The 22509-nt window shown below is 41.7% G+C and carries 18 protein-coding genes; 14 read left to right on the top strand and 4 right to left on the bottom strand.

The genetic code is table 11. The annotated features are described in order from the left end of the window. Positions 1–1512, top strand: a 1512-nt coding sequence (locus tag BGO84_RS03020; RefSeq protein ID WP_291027532.1) for an alpha amylase C-terminal domain-containing protein, incomplete at its 5' end; no start/stop codon positions are given. Between the two features lie 57 nt (positions 1513–1569). Here the strand turns inward: BGO84_RS03020 and BGO84_RS03015 are convergent. Then, positions 1570–2172 (bottom strand): hypothetical protein, encoded by a 603-nt coding sequence (locus BGO84_RS03015; RefSeq protein ID WP_291027530.1) that lies wholly within the window; start codon positions 2170–2172, stop codon positions 1570–1572. A gap of 258 nt (positions 2173–2430) precedes the next feature. On the opposite strand from BGO84_RS03015, the gene BGO84_RS03010 reads away from it, so the two are divergent. The 13 genes from BGO84_RS03010 (at position 2431) to BGO84_RS02950 (ending at position 19521) form a co-directional block, all read left to right on the top strand. Continuing rightward, positions 2431–3405 (top strand): type I phosphomannose isomerase catalytic subunit, encoded by a 975-nt coding sequence (locus BGO84_RS03010; RefSeq protein WP_135104733.1) that lies wholly within the window; start codon positions 2431–2433, stop codon positions 3403–3405. 81 nt (positions 3406–3486) lie between these two features. Continuing rightward, complete coding sequence (gene hemH / locus BGO84_RS03005; protein WP_135104732.1) at positions 3487–4446, top strand: ferrochelatase; 960 nt, start codon at positions 3487–3489, stop codon at positions 4444–4446. Continuing rightward, on the top strand, positions 4447–5610 hold the full coding sequence (locus BGO84_RS03000; protein WP_291027528.1) for a glycosyltransferase: 1164 nt from the start codon (positions 4447–4449) through the stop codon (positions 5608–5610). A gap of 152 nt (positions 5611–5762) precedes the next feature. After that, entirely contained in the window at positions 5763–6527 is a 765-nt protein-coding gene (locus BGO84_RS02995) for an AAA family ATPase (protein WP_135104730.1), read from the top strand. 34 nt (positions 6528–6561) lie between these two features. Beyond that, complete coding sequence (locus BGO84_RS02990; protein WP_135104729.1) at positions 6562–7470, top strand: ParB/RepB/Spo0J family partition protein; 909 nt, start codon at positions 6562–6564, stop codon at positions 7468–7470. A gap of 26 nt (positions 7471–7496) precedes the next feature. After that, the gene (locus tag BGO84_RS02985; protein WP_291027526.1) at positions 7497–8195 is read left to right on the top strand and encodes a DUF5683 domain-containing protein; all 699 of its coding nucleotides are present in this window, start codon (positions 7497–7499) and stop codon (positions 8193–8195) included. A 47-nt stretch (positions 8196–8242) separates the two neighbouring features. Beyond that, positions 8243–10225 carry a LysM peptidoglycan-binding domain-containing protein gene (locus BGO84_RS02980; protein ID WP_291027524.1) on the top strand — a complete coding sequence of 661 codons (1983 nt, stop codon included), beginning with the start codon at positions 8243–8245 and terminating at the stop codon, positions 10223–10225. Positions 10226–10323: 98 nt separating this feature from the next. Further along, positions 10324–12591 (top strand): RelA/SpoT family protein, encoded by a 2268-nt coding sequence (locus BGO84_RS02975; RefSeq protein ID WP_135104726.1) that lies wholly within the window; start codon positions 10324–10326, stop codon positions 12589–12591. 133 nt (positions 12592–12724) lie between these two features. After that, a complete protein-coding gene (gene rimP / locus BGO84_RS02970) occupies positions 12725–13192 on the top strand; it encodes a ribosome assembly cofactor RimP (protein WP_283685822.1) in 468 nt (155 codons plus the stop codon). Between the two features lie 5 nt (positions 13193–13197). Continuing rightward, positions 13198–14454 carry a transcription termination factor NusA gene (gene nusA, locus BGO84_RS02965; protein ID WP_135104724.1) on the top strand — a complete coding sequence of 419 codons (1257 nt, stop codon included), beginning with the start codon at positions 13198–13200 and terminating at the stop codon, positions 14452–14454. Between the two features lie 118 nt (positions 14455–14572). Continuing rightward, on the top strand, positions 14573–17545 hold the full coding sequence (gene infB, locus BGO84_RS02960; protein WP_283685821.1) for a translation initiation factor IF-2: 2973 nt from the start codon (positions 14573–14575) through the stop codon (positions 17543–17545). Between the two features lie 210 nt (positions 17546–17755). Continuing rightward, on the top strand, positions 17756–18280 hold the full coding sequence (locus BGO84_RS02955; protein WP_006843393.1) for an OmpH family outer membrane protein: 525 nt from the start codon (positions 17756–17758) through the stop codon (positions 18278–18280). Between the two features lie 71 nt (positions 18281–18351). Next, the gene (locus BGO84_RS02950; protein ID WP_291027522.1) at positions 18352–19521 is read left to right on the top strand and encodes an MFS transporter; all 1170 of its coding nucleotides are present in this window, start codon (positions 18352–18354) and stop codon (positions 19519–19521) included. An 11-nt stretch (positions 19522–19532) separates the two neighbouring features. On the opposite strand, the gene BGO84_RS02945 is transcribed toward BGO84_RS02950, so the two are convergent. From BGO84_RS02945 to BGO84_RS02935, 3 genes are all read right to left on the bottom strand, one after another. Then, positions 19533–20513 (bottom strand): Gfo/Idh/MocA family oxidoreductase, encoded by a 981-nt coding sequence (locus tag BGO84_RS02945; RefSeq protein ID WP_291027520.1) that lies wholly within the window; start codon positions 20511–20513, stop codon positions 19533–19535. 7 nt (positions 20514–20520) lie between these two features. Further along, the gene (locus tag BGO84_RS02940; protein ID WP_291027518.1) at positions 20521–21300 is read right to left on the bottom strand and encodes a 4Fe-4S binding protein; all 780 of its coding nucleotides are present in this window, start codon (positions 21298–21300) and stop codon (positions 20521–20523) included. Positions 21301–21394: 94 nt separating this feature from the next. Further along, a complete protein-coding gene (locus tag BGO84_RS02935) occupies positions 21395–22258 on the bottom strand; it encodes a hypothetical protein (RefSeq protein ID WP_291027516.1) in 864 nt (287 codons plus the stop codon). Positions 22259–22509: the final 251 nt, after the last annotated feature.

The raw sequence follows: 22509 nt of genomic DNA, 5'->3' as shown, positions 1-22509 counted from the left end.
CTTCTGATTTACGAGTGCCATATAGGGATGGCTGTAGAAGACGAAAGAGTGGGTACATACGAAGAGTTCAGAATAAATGTGCTTCCCCGTATCAAAGAAGACGGCTATAATGCTATCCAGATAATGGCTATACAGGAGCATCCGTATTACGGGTCGTTCGGATATCACGTCTCCAGCTTTTTTGCGGCATCTTCACGCTTTGGCACACCCGACGAGTTAAAGCACCTGATAGACGATGCGCATGCGATGGGTATAGCCGTGATTATGGATATCGTACACTCGCATGCCGTAAAAAATGAAAAAGAAGGACTTGGGCGATTCGACGGTTCTTACACCCAATATTTTCATGGAGGCAGCAGGCGCGAGCATCCGGCTTGGGATTCATTGATTTTCGACTATGGAAAAAGTCAGGTCATACACTTCCTGCTTTCCAACTGTAAGTTTTGGCTCGAGGAATACAACTTCGACGGATTCCGTTTCGATGGGGTCACCTCTATGCTTTATTACTCGCACGGACTGGGAGATAACTTTAGCGGCTATGAGGACTACTACAACGGCAACGAAGACGACGATGCCATTTGCTACCTTACATTGGCAAACAAGCTAATCCACGAAGTACGTCCAAACGCCATTACCATAGCAGAAGAAGTAAGCGGCATGCCGGGGCTGGCTACGAAGATAAAAGACGGCGGATACGGCTTCGACTACCGCATGGCGATGAACATACCCGACTACTGGATAAAAATCATCAAAGAGCGAAAAGACGAAGACTGGCATCCTACAAGCATATTCTGGGAACTGACAAATCGCCGTGAGGAAGAGAAAACAATCTCTTATGCCGAGAGCCACGACCAAGCATTGGTAGGCGACAAAACAATAATATTCAGGCTCATAGACTCTGATATGTATTGGTATATGTCGAAGCATTACGGCAGCTCGTATGCCACCGACAGAGGAATAGCGCTGCATAAAATGATACGCCTTGCAACTGCCTCAACAATCAATGGTGGCTACCTCAACTTTATGGGTAACGAATTCGGGCATCCCGAATGGGTAGACTTCCCTCGCGAGGGCAATGGGTGGTCGCACAAGTATGCCCGCAGACAATGGTGGCTGGCCGACAACAAAGACCTGCGCTATCATTATTTGGGCGACTTTGATAAAGCCATGCTTTCGCTTCTAAAATCGGAAAAGAAATTTGAGCAAACACCTATTATAAGATTGTGGGATAAGGACGAAGACCAGGTGCTCGCCTACATGCGTGGCAATCTGATATTTGTTTTCAGTTTCAACCCGAGCCAATCGTTCTACGATTATGGATTCCTTGCTCCCGAAGGAAAATATCAGGTGGTGCTCGATACCGACTCTCTCGCTTTTGGAGGTAATGGCCTGACGGACGACAGTATAGAACACTTCACTATACATGACGAGCTATACCACAAAGACGGAAAAGGCTGGCTCAAGTTGTATATACCTGCGCGTACAGCTTTTGTACTGAGAAAAATAGACTAGCTATCAGATAAAACAAGTTGCCTTAAAGGTAGAAGGAGTCTATCTTTAAGGCAATTTTCATCTTTCAATCTTCAATATTACCACTTCTTTCACCGAATTATATTTCAGTTCATTCTTCGAAAAACCCTTCTTTAAGATTGTATCATAAACATCAACTCCGGGCAGCATATCCAGCCCTCTATCTTCGGCTCTACCGGGAGATAAATAAAAATAAATAGAATCGACCGTAAATGACGCAACCTTCATCAGGCTATATTCATTTTTGTCGTACCTCACATAGTAAACGTCACCGACCTGTGGATTCTCTACTTTGTCTTTTATATCCACTTCGCCGGATATAGCGTTTATTACAACCCATACAAGAATAAAGATGACTAGTAGTGCGAGCACAGATGGCATAATGAATATCCACCGAGGAGTTCTAAACCGATTGCGAATTTCGTCCGTCACGGGAAATTGTTGAATAGTAAACGATGTTTCGCATGAACAACAAACAGGAATGAAGTGTTTAGTTGTGGGAAATAAAGGAATCTGAAGCAGATGAAAATAACGCTGATATGGCATCATCAGAATAGAATCTTCCTTACCACATGCAGGGCATGACTGTCCTGTGTGAATAGGAGAAGCAGACGTTCCCCTTGTTCCAAAAATAAAATTCATAGTGTACTCTATTATCGTGTAACTGTAAGTTTGTGTGCTTAGTAAGTTTCTACGAATATATTAAATTTTTATAAATAAAGATTGCACTTATTTAGGTAAATTAAATAATAACGGATAATAATAAAAAGATTGACTATTTTTGTTCTGATTTCTTGAAAAGCATACAATAAACGTAAGTATACTGATCGGAAATCACGAAAATAGATTAATCGCAATCACGGATATTCCGTGTAATCACAAAAATAAATATTCAACCAAATGAGTTTATACCCATTAAAATTTAAACCTATCCTCAAATCTATCATCTGGGGGGGAGACGAAATATGTAAGTTTAAAAACGTAAGCCCGCTTCAGGAAGGGATCGGCGAAAGCTGGGAAATATCGAGTGTGGAAGGCAACGTTTCGGTAGTGGCCAACGGTGCGTTGGAAAACAAAAGTCTCGACGAAATTATTTCTACATACAAAGAGCAGTTGCTCGGAAAGAAGAATTTCGAAACGTTCGGCACTACATTTCCTTTGCTTATCAAGTTTATAGATGCACGCGACAATCTGTCGATACAGGTACATCCTGACGATGAACTGGCAAAGAAAAGACACAACTCTTTCGGGAAAACCGAAATGTGGTATGTTATCAATGCTGCTCCGGGCGCATTCCTGTATTCGGGATTCGAAAAAGAAATAACTCCCGATGGATATGTAAAAAGCATTGAAGACAATACATTTGTAGATTATCTTGCAAAACATGACGTTAAAAAAGGAGATGTATTCTTCTTGCCTGCCGGACGTGTTCATGCAATCGGTGCGGGAACATTCATCGCCGAAATACAACAAACATCGAACATCACATACCGCATCTACGACTACAACCGTAAAGATGCCAACGGTAACGGACGCGAACTGCATACCGAACTGGCAAAGGATGCTATCGATTATAAATTGTACGACAGCTACCAAACAGCATATACCCGCAAGGAAAATCAACCGGTAGAACTGGAATCGTGCAGATATTTCACAACCAATCTGCTTGAGCTTACCAAAGATATTACAAGAGACTATAGTGACAATGACTCATTTGTTGCTTATATTTGTATGGGAGGTGCTTGCAATATACGAGACAACAAAGGCAACGACCTGAGTGTGAAGCAAGGCGAAACAATCCTTATCCCTGCCGACACACAAAGCGTAAGCATCAGCCCCGAAGGCAATGTCCTACTTTTGGAAACATATGTATAGTTAGTTTATAAGATATTTATATAATAACGCGACACCATATTTTCCTTTCCGGGAGTGTATGGTGTCTTTTTTAGAAGAAAAATGAGAGGAGTATTAATAGTAAATACAGGCAGTCCGAAGACATGTGAACGAAAAGATGTAAAATTCTTTATCCGATCGATGCTTTCAGACCCCTATGTGATGACCGTTCCCGATTGGTTTCGACCTATCTTGGTCAACGGAATTATTATTCCGCTCCGTCAGTTCAGCTCTACAGCGCATTACGAACTCATCTGGGACAATTCGCTCGACGACTCACCATTGATACATCAGGCAAAACAATTGTCCGAAAAGCTGGAAGAGCTCACAGGTCTCCCCACCGAACCCGCCATGAGATACGGACAGCCCGATACGACAGCCGCACTCGATTACCTGATGAGCAAGAATAACCGATTGCACGAGGTGGTTGTGTTCCCACTGTTTCCACAGTATGCAGAATCATCGTACAAGACAGCGGTAGATCAGGTTGGCAAAGAGTTTTTTAAACGTCCATACCCTTTCAGACTAAAATTTATAGAGCCGTACTTCAATCATCCTGCCTATATTTCTGCTTTAGCCGAAAGTATACGACCATATATCGAAAAAGAATACGACAAAATTATTTTCAGTTTCCATAGCCTGCCGCTCGACCATGTAGAAGAAGGCTGGAAGAAAGGGAAAGAATTCGACTACGTATATCAAACCAAAGAAACAGTGAGGCTTGTGATCAAGGAGCTGGGTATAGACACGAAGAAAACCCGCCAAACCTACCACTCGGCGATGGGCAAGAAATGGCTGGGCCCCGACTTGGATGAAATAGTAAAAGAACTGGCAGAAGAAGGTCAGAAGAAACTGCTGGTGGTTGCTCCGGGCTTTGCTGCCGACAATCTGGAAACATTATACGATATAGACATAAGGACAAAAGAACTGTTCCTAAAACAAGGAGGTACAGACCTTACATATATCCCTTGCCTCAACAGTGAGCCGCATTGGGTAGAAGCTGTAGCTAAAATAATTTCTTAGATGAAACGTATTTTATTCTTCAACGATGGCATGGAAACAGGCGGAACCGAAAAGCTATTGGTGAGCCTGCTCAATCATCTGGCAGGTAAAGAGTGTGTGATCACGCTTCTTTTGCCAATGCCTTCGGACAAGAATATATTGATCGAAGAAATATCACAATCCATTACCATAAAGTATATATACAAAGAGAATACATCGCACCTGAAAAAAAAGTTGGGAGAGAATTTTATGGTATTCTTTCCCCGCTTGTTTGCGAAATGGAAAGGCATAAAAGAATCTGACTACGACCATATCGTTTGTTTCAAAGAAACATTCTTTGCTCGTATATTCAGCAAGATGCAATTACCTAAAATTTTATGGATACACAATATTTTATATAAACGGATATACGAAACAGATTCTTTGCGAGATAAATTTTCCGTATGGCTCAACAAGAAGCAATTAAAGCTTGTGCAAACGTCATACAACCATTTCGATAAAATAATATGCGTATCGGATGCAGCCAAAAACGCATACCTCTCGGTGTTGCACAATGGAACAAGTCCCAATCAGGATATACGGGTATTATACAACGCTATAGACCTTACAAAAGCGATAGAAAAATCGAAACAAACGATAGAAACCCTACCGCAAGGACAAACCAACTTCATATTACTGACACGCACTTCTCCCGAAAAGCGCACCGACAGACTGATTAGTGCAGCAAGGAAGTTAAAAGAAGAAGGGTATGATTTCCATGTATATATAATAGGCGAAGGCATGGATAGCCAATCGATGCAAGATTCTATTGCAATATTACACCTACAGGACACAATCACGCTGAAAGGACGCATCGACAATCCTTTTCCTTATATATTACAATGCAAATGGTCGCTATGTGTATCAGAGAGAGAAAGCTTTTCACTCGCCTTACTCGAGTCGATGGCACTAAAAACACCTGTGATAACAACTAACTGCGGAGGCCCCGCCGACATTGTAGACGGAGGCAAATACGGCATTCTTGTAGATAATAGTACCGAAGGAGTTTATCAGGGCATGAAGATGGTTTTGGACAACCCTACCCTATCCGTTAAATACAGTGCAGACCTCCACAAGGCTGTTGCCCGATTCGACTATCAGGGCTGGCTGAAAAGCGTGAAAAAACTATTGGCTGTTAATTCATAGCTTTTGGTGTACAAGCAGATAAATGCGCTCGGCTTTTATTAACAATCTGCCTGACTTTTCAACAAAAAATATCTTGTTACACATATTTAACTTCTAAATCCTATTTTTATTTATTTAATTTGTCCTCGGAAATTTTATTATTAACTTTCTCTATGGGTAAAATTATAGCATTAGCTAATCAAAAGGGTGGCGTAGGAAAAACCACCACCACAATCAACTTGGCGGCATCATTGGCAGCACTCGAAAAAAAGGTACTGGTAGTAGACGCCGACCCTCAAGCAAATGCATCTTCCGGACTTGGGGTAGACATAAAGAAAGTAAACAAAACGATCTATGAATGCCTTATCGGTACAGCATTGCCCAAAGATGCAATCGTAAAGACCGACATAGAACGCCTTGATGTACTGCCTTCGCACATCAATCTGGTAGGTGCCGAACTGGAAATGCTGAATATAGAAAATAGGGAAAAACAACTAGCGGCAGTGTTAGTTCCCATGAAGGCCGATTATGATTTTATACTCATCGACTGCTCTCCGTCATTGGGGCTGATTACAGTAAATGCGCTTACAGCGGCAGACTCTATCATCATACCCGTGCAGTGCGAATATTTCGCCCTCGAAGGAATCAGCAAATTACTGAATACAATAAAGATAATAAAGAACAAGCTAAACCCGGCATTAGAAATAGAAGGATTCCTTCTCACGATGTACGATGCCCGTTTACGTTTGGCAAACCAAATATATGAAGAGGTGAAAAACCACTTCCAAGACTTGGTATTTACTACCGTTATACAGCGAAATATCAAGCTCAGCGAATCGCAAAGTTTCGCTCAGCCGGTATTAGTATATGATGCAGCCTCCAAAGGAGCGATCAATCATATGCAGCTGGCGCAAGAGCTTATTGAGAAAAATTCTTAACTTTGTTTTTCTGTAGAATATATAACTAACAATTATGGCTAAAAAAATGGTTTTAGGAAGAGGACTCGATGCACTGATTGCCATTGACGAAGTAAAGACCGAAGGCTCTTCCTCTATCAACGAAATAGAATTGTCGAAAATACAGGCTAATCCCGATCAGCCAAGACGTATTTTTGATGACGAAGCATTACAAGAGCTTGCATCTTCTATTCGGCAGATAGGTGTTATACAGCCAATTACTTTACGAAAAATAAACGAAGATTCATATCAGATCATAGCCGGAGAGCGTCGCTACAGAGCTTCACTCATGGCCTCCCTGACTACAATCCCTGCATATATAAAAACGGCAGAGGACGAAAATGTGATGGAGATGGCCCTGGTGGAAAATATCCAGCGTGAAGACCTCAACTCGATAGAAATAGCTTTGGCATATCAGAATCTGATAGAAACATATGATCTTACACAGGAACGACTAAGCGAACGTGTAGGAAAGAAAAGGACAACAATAGCCAACTATCTGCGCTTGTTGAAGCTTCCGGCTGAAATACAAATGGGCATCAGAGACAAGAAGATAGATATGGCACACGCCCGCACACTTGTCACTCTCGAAGACCCTGCGGCTCAGCTCGAAGTATACGAACTGATACTTGAAGAAGGACTGTCGGTGCGCAAAGTAGAAGAATACGTAAGAGCTATCAGCAAGGGAGAAAAGCTTGAAGATCTGCTTAAAGAAGAGAAAGCAGTAGAAACCGTAAAAAAAGCGGGGATAAAAAAGGCGACACCCGAAGAATTTGAATTGTTGAAAGACCATTTATCAAAATTCTTTTCTACAAAGGTTCAACTGACTTGCAACGAAAAAGGAAAAGGGAAAATAAGCATCCCTTTCAAGTCGGAAGAAGATCTGGAAAAAATTATAGCTATTTTTGACCAATTAAAAAAATAAAACGAAGTATTCTCCGTAATATCTATATGAGGAAGGGGTTAATAATTGGTTTGTGTTGCGTTTTAGGGAACTTTTGTCTGAGTAGCAATGCTCAGGAGGCACTTCCAAACGATTCTACCATTCTCAAAAATGCACGGCGGGAAGCAAAAGAAAACGCTATCAAGAGTGATACCGTATCTCCGCTGATAAAGGAAAAACCTGTAGTGGTATTAGCTGATTCTATAATTACGATTGGCAAACCTGAGTTTAAGCCTGACTCTAAAAAGGCAGTCTTATACTCGGCTATCTTCCCCGGAGCAGGGCAAATTTATAACCGCAAATACTGGAAACTACCCATTATCTATGGAGGCGCATTAGGGCTTACCTATGCCATAACATGGAATGGAGCACGGTACAACGAGTATTCGCAGGCTTATAAAGACCTGGTATTGGGTACAGGAACCAGCTATCTGAATTATTATAGCAATAAAGATATCCAAGCAAATAAGCAACGTTATATTGATATATTCAAACGTCAGAAGGACTTTTTCAGAAGAAATCGCGACTTGGCTATTATTGCTTCGGTTGGAGTATATGCACTATGTATGATCGACGCGTATGTCGATGCTCAATTATATGATTTTGATATGTCTCCGGATCTATCCATGCGGATTGAACCCATGATCTGGATACCGACACCCTATTCTAAAGCCGCTTTCGGGCTTCAATGTATTATAAATTTTTAAACTAAGCAGGGTTCCTATCCCTTGCTATGTATCATAAAAAAACACTTATGCTGAGAAAAATTATATTTACCGGATTTCTTATTGGCTGCTCACTCGCAGTCGTCGGGCAAAGTAATCGCAAATCTCTCGCATTACGCGACACAATCACAGACAATTCGATTGTTTTCCCTGCAGACATGGAGCAAAATTACGACCAGTTGTTGTCTACATGGAGTAAAAATGTTAAATATGGAGACGATTGCAAATCGCTAAGCGACCTGCCAATCATTTTTGACGATTCGATTTACATCCGCCGCTTGTATAGCCTGCCCACCAAGATGGAAATGGTATTCAATCCTGTAGTCAGAAGCTATATAGAAATGTATGCCGGACGTAGAAAAAACCAGGTGAGCTACATGCTGGGTGAAGGAAAGTTTTATTTTCCTCTATTCGAAGAAGCTCTCGACCGTGAAGGATTACCTCTCGAACTAAAATATCTGCCCGTTATAGAATCGGCACTCAATCCTATTGCCCGCTCAAGAGTAGGAGCAACAGGACTTTGGCAATTCATGGCAAGTACCGGAAAGATGTACGATCTGGAGATAAACAGTTTGGTAGACGAACGCCGCGACCCGATGAAGTCGACAAATGCCGCAGCCAAATACCTAAAAGATTTATACTCTATCTATGGCGACTGGAATCTTGTAATTGCTGCATACAACTGCGGACCGGGAAATGTAAACAAAGCCATACGACGCAGTGGCGGACAAACCGACTATTGGGCTATCTACCCTTATCTGCCCCGCGAAACCAGAGGATATGTACCTGCATTTATTGCTGCTACATATATAATGAATTATTACAACGATCATAATATCTGCCCTATAGAATGCAGCAATCCGGCATCGATGGACTCGTTGATGATTAATAAAAACGTGCACTTCCAGCAAATTGCCGATATAATAAATGTATCTGTTGACGACTTGCGCCAGTTCAACCCCCAGTTTAAGAGCGACATAATACCCGGCGAATACAAAGGATATGCGCTGAACCTGCCAATACAAAAAGTATCTGCATTTATAGAAAACAAGGATACAATATATGCTCATAAGTTTGAAGAGCTGATGCCGCACCGCAAGGTTGCAGGATTAGACGTAGTTGGCGGAGGCACATCCGGCTCCAAAACAATTACTTATCGGGTAAAAAGAGGAGACACACTATCTAAGCTGGCAAGCAAATACGGAGTAACATCCAATCAGATAAAACAATGGAATAGCCTGTCTTCTAACAAACTGACAGTAGGCAGACGCCTGAAAATATATCGTGAAGTTCCGCAAAAGGCAGAACAACAATCAGGCGAAGCAGTATTGGCATCCAATACCCAAAGCTCGGACAACACTAGCAATAAGTCGGTAAATACCGTTAAAAAAACCGAAGCCAAAACAGTAACCTCATACTACAAAGTTCGCAGAGGTGATACTTGGGCAGGGATAGCAAAGAAAAACGGAACAACAGTGGCTCAGCTAAAAAAATGGAACAATATAAAAAGCAATAGCCTGATAGCCGGTAAGCAACTAAAGATTCAGAAAACGAAATATATTGAGGTAGAAGAAGAAGTAGCTGTGCAAAACAAACTGAGTGAGCCAATATTGCCAACAGTAGAAATCGACACAGCCTTTACAGCATCACTGTTCGATACCTACCTGAAAAAAGTAGGAACAGAACGAGATGAGTCTCAACTTCCTCGTGTACGCATAGCTTCAGACGATGAAGACGATGAGGATGACAACTCTACTGCTAAAGAAACCCGCTCGGCAGGCGAATCCAAAATTATATACCACAAAGTAAGAATTGGAGAAACCATTACACAGATAGCTTCACGCTATAATGTAACAAAAAAGGAGATCATAACTTGGAATAAGCTGTCATCGAATGTAGCAAAGGTTGGACAACGATTATTAATCATTCTTCCCGACAGTAGAACCGAAGGTGCATCTAATATCAAAGCCCAACAGCCAACGAAAGACGAAACGCTTACAGCCGGCAACTAATAAGGAAATAAAACATTATTGTTAAAACCACTTTATTACAACACTCTTGCTGTTAATTATCGTTGAATTTATTATTTTTGTATCCTTACTGAATATTTATGGGTAAAGAGGATACACATACGAATGATGATTTAGCCATCGAGTCGGAATTTAACGGTCTGATCGATGATTATCTTAAGACGAACCACAGGCGCAAGGTAGAAATTATAACCAAAGCTTTCCTTCTGGCAAAGGAGGCTCACAAAGGAGCCCGTCGCCGCTCGGGAGAGCCATATATTATGCACCCGATAGCCGTCGCACGCATTGTCTGCGGTGAGATAGGGCTGGGTTCCACATCCATCTGTGCGGCATTGCTGCACGACGTGGTAGAAGATACCGAATATACAGTAGAAGATATAAAAGTTCTCTTTGGCGAAAAAATAGCTCAGATTGTAGACGGGCTCACAAAGATATCGAGTGGTATGTTTGGAGAGAATGTTTCGGCACAGGCCGAGAATTTCAGGAAACTGCTCCTTACCATGTCGGACGATATCCGTGTTATTCTGGTCAAGATAGCCGACCGCCTGCACAACATGCGCACATTGGGGTCTATGGCGCCGGCCAAGCAATACAAGATAGCCGGAGAAACCATGTTTATTTATGCTCCCCTCGCCCATCGCTTAGGACTATTTGCCATAAAAACAGAACTTGAAGAACTCAGCTTCAAATGGGAAAATCCACAAATATACCAGGAAATATCATCCAAACTTCAAGAAACACACCTCTCCAGAAAAGACCTCTACGAGCATTTTGCACAACCGGTTATAGAAAAACTGAATGAGCTTGGATTCAAATACGAAATCAGGGCTCGAGACAAATCAGTATATTCTATCTGGAATAAGATGCAAGCCAAAGGTGTACCATTCGAGGAGATATATGATATATTCGCTGTCCGCATCATTTTTGAAAACGAACTCGGTGTAGACGAGAAAAAGCGATGTTGGGATATATATTCCGTCATAACAGATATTTACAAGCTTCGCCCCGATCGTATCCGAGACTGGGTAAGCCGCCCTAAAGCCAACGGTTATCAAGCACTGCACCTCACCGTAATGGGACCCGACGGGCAGTGGGTCGAAATACAAATACGCAGCCGCCGAATGGACGATGTAGCAGAAAAAGGCTTTGCGGCACATTGGAAATACAAAGAAGGTAAAATAGAAGAAGATACCGAGCTAGACAAGTGGCTGAAAACAATTCAGGAAATACTGGAAAGCCCAAGCCCCAATGCTTTGGACTTTCTGGATACAATAAAGCTTAATCTTTTTTCGCAAGAAATATTCGTATTCACCCCAAAAGGTGAAATCAGGACATTGGCGCAGGGAGCCACAGCTTTAGACTTTGCTTACGATCTGCACTCCGACATCGGAGACCATTGCATCGGCGCCAAAGTAAATCATAAGCTTGTTCCGCTAAGTGAAAAGCTAAAAAGCGGAGATCAGGTAGAAATACTTACATCCAAATCGCAGATTCCTAAGCTGGAATGGCTGAGCATCGTTACTACTGCCAAAGCCCGCACAAAGGTAGAATATGCTCTGCGAAAACTGAAAAGGGACATCGCTAAGCAAGGAGAGGAAATGCTTTACAAAAGCACAGAAGGTTCAACGATAGAGATCACGCAGCCCATCCTCGACAAAATGATGGACTACTATCAGAAAACGAATAAAGAAGACCTTTTCTATGCTATCGGCAACCAAGAAATAGCACTGCCTCAGAAAATAGAAAAGCTGCTGACCCTAAAAAGGCAAAACCCTAACAATGGCATATTCAGCTACATGAAACAGGCATTGCATGTAGGCAAAAAGATAGGGAAAGCAGAAACAAAAATATCGGAGAACGAACCGATAGATCCCAAAAAAACATATATCCTCGAAGAAGATTCTTTCAACAAGAATTTTATAATGCCAACCTGTTGCAACCCTATTCCGGGCGACAAGGTAATCGGATATATTACAGACAACAACGAAGTAGAAGTACACAGCATAAACTGCCCCGTAGCACTCAAGTTAAAAGCCAGCCACGGCAACAGGATTGTAAACCTCGAATGGGGTAGCTATACACAATTTCCGTTCATTTCGGCAATCACCATAAACGGTATCGACCGCATAGGAATGCTCAACGACATCACAAAAGTGATTACGGCAGGATCACTGAATATCAAAAATATGAGCATAGAATCCAACGATGGTGTATTTGAAGGGCGAATCGTGGTAAACGTTCACGATGTGAACGATTTGCAAGCATTATGCGCTCGCTTAGCCAAAATAAAGGGAGTAAAAGCCGTTAACAGGAAGCAAATCGGCGGGGAATATACTCAACCTGTATAAATAAAAAATCTTAAGATCAAGATATTCGCTTCCAAAATTTGGAAAAAAAAATAAAATTCCCTAATTTTGTATCCGAAATACAAAAGGGAGAGAAGGAGGCTATGGCTTCCTTTTTTTATTACTTGGTAAAAAGATGATAGAAAAAGAACTCATTAAAGATATCACAGAGAAATATCTCGAAGGAACAACAATGTTTCTTGTAGATGTAGTGGTAAAGCCCGGCAATGCTATTGTTGTAGAAGTAGACAGCGACGAAGGTGTAAGCATTGACGACTGCATTGCATTGAGCCGTAATATAGAATCGCATCTGGACAGGGATGCGGAAGATTTTGAGCTCGAAGTAGGATCGGCAGGTATTACTTCTCCTCTAAAAATACCACGCCAGTACAAGAAAAATATTGGTAACGAAGTGGAAGTGCTGACGAAGAAAGGACAAAAACTTTCGGGTGTACTCAAATCGTGCGACGATAATTCTTTTGTAATTACCGTTACCAAGATGGTGAAACCCGATGGAGGGAAAAAGAAAGTTGCAGTAGACGAAGATTTCTCTTTTGTTTATCAAGACGTAAAACATACAAAATATTTAATAAGATTTAAATAACAACCATGGCTAAGAAAGAAACTATCAATCTAATTGATACATTTTCAGAATTTAAAGAACTGAAGAGCATAGACAGAATGACTATGATCAGTGTGCTCGAAGACTCTTTCCGCAATGTAATAGCAAAACTGTTTGGGTCGAATGATAATTATGACGTAATCATCAACCCCGACAAAGGAGACCTTGAGATATGGCGCAACCGTGTCATCGTAGAAGACGATCAATTAGAGGATGATAATACAGAAATTGCACTTTCGGAAGCCAAAAAGATAGACGAAGACTTTGAGGTAGGAGAAGAAGTGACAGACGAAGTGTTTTTCGAAGACTTCGGACGTCGTGCCATCCTCAACCTTCGCCAGACGTTGACATCCAAAATACTTGAGCTGCAAAAAGAAAGCTTATATAACCGTTACAAAGAGAAGATAGGTGAAATCGTATCGGGTGAAGTCTACCAGATATGGAAAAAAGAAATCCTGCTGCTCGATGACGAAAAAGAAGAACTTCTTTTGCCTAAAACAGAACAGATCCCTAGCGACTTTTTCCGCAAAGGCGAGCATGTTCGTGCAGTAGTAGAAAGAGTTGACAATAAGAACAACAATCCGAAGATTATTTTATCAAGAACTTCACCGACATTCCTCGAAAGATTGCTCGAGCTCGAAGTTCCTGAAATAAACGACGGACTGATCACAATAAAAAACATAGCCCGCATACCGGGAGAAAGAGCCAAAGTAGCCGTAGAATCGTACGACGAGCGCATCGACCCTGTGGGTGCCTGCGTGGGTATGAAAGGATCGCGTATACATGGAATCGTGAGAGAGTTGCGTAACGAAAACATCGACATTATCAACTATACGTCGAATATGAACCTGTATATACAACGTGCTCTTAGCCCAGCCAAAATAACTTCGGTGAAGATCAACGAAGAAGAAAAACGTGCAGAAGTATTGTTGCGTCCCGAAGAAGTATCACTTGCTATCGGTAAGGGCGGTTTCAATATCAAGCTGGCCAGTATGCTTACCGGATACACGATAGATGTGTACCGCGACATCGACGACTTCGACGAAGAAGATATCTACTTAGACGAGTTCCGCGACGAAATCGACGGATGGGTTATCGATCAATTGAAAAAAATTGGTTGTGTTACAGCTAAAAACGTGTTGGCTACCGACAGAGACAAACTCATACAGGAAGCCGACCTTGAAGAAAACACTGTAGACGAAGTACTCAATATTTTACGTGCCGAATTTGATGATGAAGCTTAAGCTTTATTTGGTGATTAGCTGATTTCTTAATACTTTTGTATTTGGAGAAAGCCAACCTCATCTGTTTTCAGAAGCATTTATTGGGTTCACTGTCTATTTTTAGAATTAAAAAAAATATATGTCGATAAGATTAATAAAAATATCCAAAGATTTGAATGTAGGAATCAGCAGCCTTGTTGAATTCCTACATAAGAAAGGCTTTGATGTAGAATCAAACCCGAATACTAAAATTGGCAGTGAACAATACGAATTGCTGGTAAAAGAATTCGGACGAGACTCCGACATCGATGCACTATTAAGCAGACGAGAAGAAAAGAAAGAGCTTGTCAAAGCTCAGGCTAAGAAAGAAGAGGAAGAAGCCAAAGCTCAAAGTGAACCGGAAGTGATCAGAACAGAGATACCCGAATCCATTAAGCCGCATGTGCAGATTGTGGATAAGATTGATCTCGATGCTCTGAACAGACCAAAAAGAGTAGAAGTGAAACAAGAAGAGCAAGCCCCTGAGGTGGAGGCTCCGGTTGTTGAAGCACCAAAGGTTGAGGTTCCTGAAGTAAAAGCCCCAGAAATAGAAGTAGCAGAAGCCCCGGCTCCTATTGTAGAAAAAGTAGAAGAAGAGCCTAAGGCCGAAGAAGAAATAAAGCAACCGGCTATAGAAAAAACACCAAAAGAAGAACCTGTGTTTATACAAAAAGAAGAAAAAGCCATTATTGAGAAAGACGAAGAAAAAGAGGATAAACCTCAACCAACGTCTACAGCTCCCGCAAATGAAGAAACTGAAGAAAAGGGAGATAAGATATTCAGGCTGAATAAGGCAACAATAAAATCAAACATTGTTGTAAAAGGCTCTATCGATCTAAGTTCGATAAACGACAAAACCCGTCCTGCAAAGAAAACCAAAGCCGAAAAGAAAAAAGAACGCTTGGAAAAAGAAATGCAAGATCAGAAAAGGGTGAAAGAAAACACTGTTCGCCTGTTGAAAAAAGAAACAGACGAAGAGAAGAAACGAAAAGCGATCAACGATGACAATGATGACGCATCGAAGAAAAAACGCAATCGGATCAAAAAAGGAAAAGTCGATATCGAGAAAGGAGCTATACCTCAAGGTGGCGGTGGCGGACAACAACAGCCAAATGCCGGAGGTGACAGATCGAAACGCAGCGTACGCAAGCCTATCATCAAGCATGCCGTAAACGAAGAAGACGTACAAAAACAAATAAAAGAAACCCTGGCGCGTTTGACTAGCAAAGGCGGAAAAAACAAAGGGGCTAAATATAGAAGGGAGAAGCGTGAAGCTGTATCTCAAAGACAACAGGAGGAACTCGAACAACAGATGCACGAAAGCAAGGTGTTGAAGATTACAGAATTTGTAACCGCCAACGACCTCGCCAACATGATGAATGTACCTGTGATAAAAGTTATCTCTACTTGTATGAGTATCGGTATCATGGTGTCTATCAACCAACGACTAGATGCTGAAACGATCAACATCGTTGCCGAAGAATTCGGATTCGAAACCGAATACGTAAGTGCCGAAGTAGTGGAAGCAATAAACGAGGAAGAAGATAATCCGGAAGATATGGAACCTCGTGCTCCTATCGTTACCGTAATGGGACACGTAGACCACGGTAAAACATCGCTACTGGATACCATACGCCAAACAAATGTGATTGCCGGCGAAGCAGGGGGAATCACCCAGCACATCGGGGCATACAACGTTAAACTGAAATCGGGAAGACGTATCACATTCCTCGATACTCCGGGTCACGAAGCCTTTACGGCGATGCGTGCACGTGGAGCAAAAGTAACAGATATAGCAATTATCATTGTAGCAGCCGACGACAGCGTCATGCCTCAAACCGTGGAAGCAATAAACCACGCAGCAGCGGCAGGCGTACCAATCGTGTTTGCTATCAACAAAATAGACAAGCCAAGTGCCAATCCTGAAAAGATAAAGGAAACACTGGCAGGAATGAACTACCTTGTAGAAGACTGGGGTGGAAAATACCAGTCGCAAGATATCTCGGCAAAACAAGGTCTCGGCGTAGATGAACTACTCGAAAAAGTACTATTGGAAGCTGAACTTCTAGATCTGAAAGCAAACCCTAACAGGAGAGCTACCGGATCGGTTATCGAGTCGTCTCTCGACAAAGGGAGAGGGTACCTGTCTACCGTACTTGTAGAAAACGGTACACTCAAAAAAGGAGATATCGTATTGGCAGGAACATATTACGGTCGTGTAAAAGCAATGTTTAACGAGCGTAACCAACCGACAGATGCAGCTGCGCCAGCCGCTCCTGCACTCATACTAGGTCTTAATGGTGCTCCACAGGCCGGTGATATATTCCATGTGCTGGAAACAGAACAGGAAGCCCGCGAAATAGCCACAAAACGTGAACAGCTACAACGCGAACAAGGTCTGCGTACACAGAAAATACTTACTCTCGATGATATAGGTCGCCGTATTGCTATCGGTAACTTCCAACAGCTCAACGTGATTGTGAAAGGTGACGTGGATGGTTCGGTAGAGGCTCTTGCAGACTCACTGATCAGGCTGTCGACAGAAGAGATACAGGTGAATGTAATACACAAAGCCGTAGGTCAGATATCGGAATCAGACATCACGCTGGCTGCCGCATCAGACGCTATCGTTATCGGGTTCCAGGTGCGTCCGTCACAGGCTGCACGCAGATCCGCAGACAAGGATGGTGTTGAAATCCGCTTATATTCTATCATCTACGATGCTATAGAAGAAGTGAAGTCGGCGATGGAAGGTATGTTATCTCCTGAAATCAAAGAAGTACAAACCGGATATGTGGAAGTACGCGAAGTGTTCAAGATCACGAAGGTGGGAACAGTTGCCGGTTGTATGGTGAAAGAAGGAAAGCTGAAACGTGCAAACAAGATTCGCCTTATCCGCGACGGTATCGTGATCTATTCGGGAGAGCTGGGATCGCTCAAACGCTTCAAAGACGATGTGAAAGAAGTTGCATCGGGATATGAGTGCGGTTTGAACATCCACAACTACAATGATATAAAAGTTGGCGACATTATTGAGCCATTTGAAGAAATAGAAGTGAAGAAAACTTTGTAATATTAAATTATTGTATACCTTTGTATCCAATATAATAAAGATTTAACCTAAGAAACCAATTGATAGTTGTTACAAGCAAATCTTGCCTTGAAGGTCGGTGGTACTAACCATGCCACCGAAACACACAACTATCAATCAGTTTTGCGGTTGATTACAAAAATTTCTTCGTCAGATTTTGAAAATTGTCACACACAGAAACGACAAATCATCATGATGAAAAAAATTATTCTTATATCTACCCTTATAATTCTTCCTTTATTTTTTGCGAAAGATCTGGCAGCTCAAACTGCTCAGCAGATTGCGTTTATTAATTCGAACGAGTTACTCGAAGCTATGCCCGAAAAGGTGAAAGCATCGAATCAGTTGATCGACCTGAATAACAAGTATAAGGAAGAGATGAAGGTTATGCAGAATGATTATAATAAAAAATATTCTGACTTCATATCATATCAGACATCTATGGCGGAAAATATCCGTTTGCGCCGTATGCAAGAACTTTACGAGCTTGAGCGTCAAATCAATGATTTTATGAAAGTGGCACAAGAGGATATCCAAAATCAGGAAAAAGCCCTGATAGAACCTCTCCGCCAGAGACTAAAGGATGCTATCTATCAGGTAGGTATCGAAAACGGATTCGTATGTATTTACGATCTTGCCAATCCGTCTATAGCATTCGTTACTCCGGACGCTACTAATGCTACATTGTTAGTAAAACAGAAATTAGGAATCAGGTAAGATTTATCAAATAATTGTATAATGAATGCTTCTGATTATCGGAAGCATTTTGTTTTTAGGCAACACCGTATATGTCACAAAAAGCAAAACTTTGGTCGTTAAGCTATCTCAATGTATGTTTGGCTAACTTCCTGATGGCATGCTCATTCAATCTGCTAATGCCATCCATACCTCTATATATTACCGAACAGATGGGCGTTCCCCAATCTCAAACGGGTATTGTGCTGGCATCGTATGCCATTGCGCTGATGTTTGTTCGTCCTTTTTCGGGATTTATCGTAGACTTATATTCTCGCAAGAAGATACTGCTGATTGCTTTTTCGTGCTATGTACTTATATTCTTCGGATATTTTTGGGCAACAACCGTCTTACTGTTCATTGTTGTCCGCTTCATACATGGCATCACTTGGGGATTGTCTACCGTATCGTCGAGCACGCTGGCGATAGATGTTGTTCCCTCAGAGCGGCGAGCAGAGGGCATTGGCTACTATGGTACATTTATGAATGTAGCGATGGCCATCGGCCCTTTTATAGCCATCCATATATACAATCATTATGGGTTTGATGTATTGCTATGGTGCGCCATTGCAATGGGAGCACTGGGTATTATCACCGTATCGCTTATAAAAGCACCGATAAAGACAAAAGTAGAAAGACAGAAAATTTCGTTCGACCGCTTTTTCCTCATCAAGGGCTGGCCTATATTCCTCAACCAACTCCTACCCTGCTTTGCATGGGGTACGATAGGCCCGTTCGTTGCGCAGTATGGCAAGGGAATAGGTATTCCTAATGCGGGGATTTTCTTCCTGTTTTGGGCGGGCGGTATTATTGCTTCGCGCGTCTTTGCGGGAAAACTGGTTGATAAAGGCAAGATACACGAGGTAAATGTATCGGCAATGGCTATCGTTGCTATTGCTTTTCTTGTATTTGCTCTGGTTCATAATATTTATGCCTTCTGCATATCGGGGCTGTTTATCGGTGTGGGATTCGGGATGATGTTTCCGGCACTGCAAACACTATATATCAATCTTGCCGAAAATAATCAGCGAGGGACAGCCAACTCGACTTACCTCATCGGGTTCGATCTGGGCCTGGCACTGGGTATGCTGGTAGGTGGTTACCTCACAGGATATTTTTCCTTCGAAACACTATATATGGTTGCTTCGGGACTGTGCGCGGTAAGTGTAGTTGTATACTGGGCTTGCTCGCGGGTCATCTTTGAGAGAAAGAGGCTCAGATAAATCGCTGCAATTTATATCTTCCCTATTATCATATCCATCACCTTTGCCGTCCTTAATGCGGTCTCTCCGGTAGATGGGCACGTACAAGAACCTCTGAGTTCATCTACTATTGTCTGAATGAGCGGTTGTTGAATATGATCGGGTTGAGCCGGCATAAAGAACTGCTCTCTATCGGTTGATGATAAGAGAATAGGCGTAAACTGGAAAGTGCTGAAACGAATAGAACCTTCTGTTCCTGTAATGGTGATCGTATCTTCTCTCGTCTTTTCGGACGATATAAAGCACCATTCGGCAACACCTTGCGCGCCCGACTTGAACTGTAAAATTGCGGACAGAGTGTCTGCAACGTCATAGTATCCCCCCAGATTGCTATAATACCCTTTGGCATCGGTGATCTCACCTAAAAGAAAATCGAGTATATCGAGCGTATGTGGAGCGAGGTCGAAAAAATAACCTTCGCCTGCTATCTCACGTTTTAGCCGCCACGTCTGCTGCTGCTTATCCATATCGGAAGCACTGGCAGGACGGAAGAGACGAACATTGACTGTTAAAATCTTACCGATAGCCTGACTGTCGATCAGATCTTTTACTTTCAGGAAATAAGGCAGTGCTCTGCGATAATGTGCTACAAATAACTTCTGATTGGCCTGCTTCGCTACGTCTACTATCTCGAGACATTCGGCGTAACTCATGGCCATTGGTTTCTCTACATAAACAGGCTTACCTGCCTGCAACACTCTTATTGCATATTCTTTATGCAAATATGGCGGAGTAGCTATATATACAATGTTCACTTCCGGATCGTTGATCAATTGGTCGGCATCGGTATAATATCTCCTTACACCGTGACGCTTGGCAAAATCCGCTGCTTTTTCTGCATCACGGCGCATAATAGCCCGCAACCATGAATGCTCTATCTCATAAAATGCAGGTCCGCTTTTTCTTTCACATACGGCTCCTGCGCCTATTATACCCCATTTTACACTTTTCATATCGCCTTTATATTTTACACATATACACTTCCGGCTCTTTTCGTGCAGCCATAAGCGGTGCAAATTTCGCTTTTACAGTTTCGTATAATTCGCCTCTAAACGCACGCGAATGCTCAGGACATAGAGTAATACAACGTGCGCAACGGATGCATAAATCCATATTCGTCACTTTGGGATTACTCCTTGGTATGGCACTTGTGGGACATTGACTTACACATGTTCCGCAATCGTCGCACCTATCATCACCTGTAGGGACATATCCTCCCTGTGTTGGTTCACGATAGGGATAATTACCTTTAACGTCTGGCAAGCTATATTGTTTGTTTTTGTCGTAAGATTGATATAATCGGAAACATTCTTGTGCAAATTTTTGAATCTCCTGCTTGTCTTCCTTATCGGGACGCCCCACAGCAACATCGGAGAAGATAGAATGGCGTGCAATAAAAGCACCTGCTGCTATGGGCACAAAGCCATTTGCTTCGGATATATCTTTGAGTTCAAGAAGGGCATCATCATAGTTTCTGTTGCCATACACGCATACCAACACGGCGGGAGTCTTATCGCCTTTTATCTTCTCAAATGCGTCAACTGCCAATTGAGGTACACGTCCTGCATAAACAGGAATACCAAATATGACAAGATCATGACTCTCGATGTTCAAGGTATCGGGGAATCCCATTGTAACGTCATGTTCTCTAACCGTTGCACCCATCTCTTTGCCGATCTCGCGGATTATCTTGCGAGTAGACAGGGAAGGACTAAAATAGATAAGATGTATATTTTTCATATCGGTAGTTTTATAATCGGTATTAAAGTTACAAATAAATACAAAACCCACCTTTATGAGATGGGTCTTATTTTATTATATGATTATACGACTCTCAATTGCTTCTGGGTTCGGCATAAATATAATATGCTTGATAGTCTCCCCAGTCTAAGTGTTTTGAAACTAAGGCAATATTGGTTGTTTTTGTTTCCCAAACATATCTAGGTGTGTAAGCATCTTCTTCTTGTTTAAATATCTTATGATATGATTCTACAAGTTTATCCGCATCTTTTTCGAAACTGAACTTCGGATCGCCGTATAGCTTCGAAATATAGTTTCTTATCAAGGTCTCTTGATTCTGAGTATAAAAAATCTTTGATAATTTTTCATCTCTACCAACTTCCCAAGCAGGCTCAAAATAGACATATAAAGAAGGCAATCCATCGATATACCTTTCTATAAAAGAAATTTCCAATTCAGGTTTCAATATGTTTGCTATTCCTGTACGATGTGTTGAAGAAGTAATATCTTTCCAATTGTATCCAAGAAAATCACGTTTATTGTATACATCAATTTTCACCGAATCGGATAATACTACCTTACCATCCTTAAAACCCTCAAGGATAACATTTCCGTGGCTCTCTTCATAAAAAGAGTGTACCCATTTATTCGTTAAAGACATCCAATTATCGCCATGAGACAGCAAATTAAGACGCCCTTTTTCTCCTTCTATACGCCAAACCAAAGAGTCGTAGCTCTCCATTATATCGAGCATTGTACAGTCTTCACCGGGCACTAAGTAAAATTCCATCATAGTATGGATATTAGCCTCTTGCGCCTTTGCCTTTAAAGAGATTTTTACCGAAGAAGAATTATTACCGTTGCCGGAATCATCACCATCATCTTTAACAAGATCATTGCCATCGGAACACGAATATAGGAATAGGAATGTAAGCAGAATGAATACTATTTTTCTCATAGTTTATGATATCTAGGCGTTTGTTACTTTTATCTTCAAAGTTAACATTTTTTATTTTTCAGAAAAAGTAAAGTAAGCCTTTTTGATTATCATTTACCATAAATATGGTATTGTATTGAGCAGAAACACAATATATCTTTGTACTGTGTTTTTCATGGTATTAGATTTATGGTTAAAAAGTTGAGATTGGTTGTCGAGATGACAGCCTTTTTTTATTTCCTTTTTTGATCGTCTTCTTTACTATCTTTTAT

Source organism: Dysgonomonas sp. 37-18, assembly GCF_001899125.1.
Taxonomy (GTDB): Bacteria; Bacteroidota; Bacteroidia; order Bacteroidales; family Dysgonomonadaceae; genus Dysgonomonas.
The sequence above is the reverse complement of the archived record's forward strand: the minus strand, read 5'-3'. Positions and strand labels throughout refer to the sequence as shown.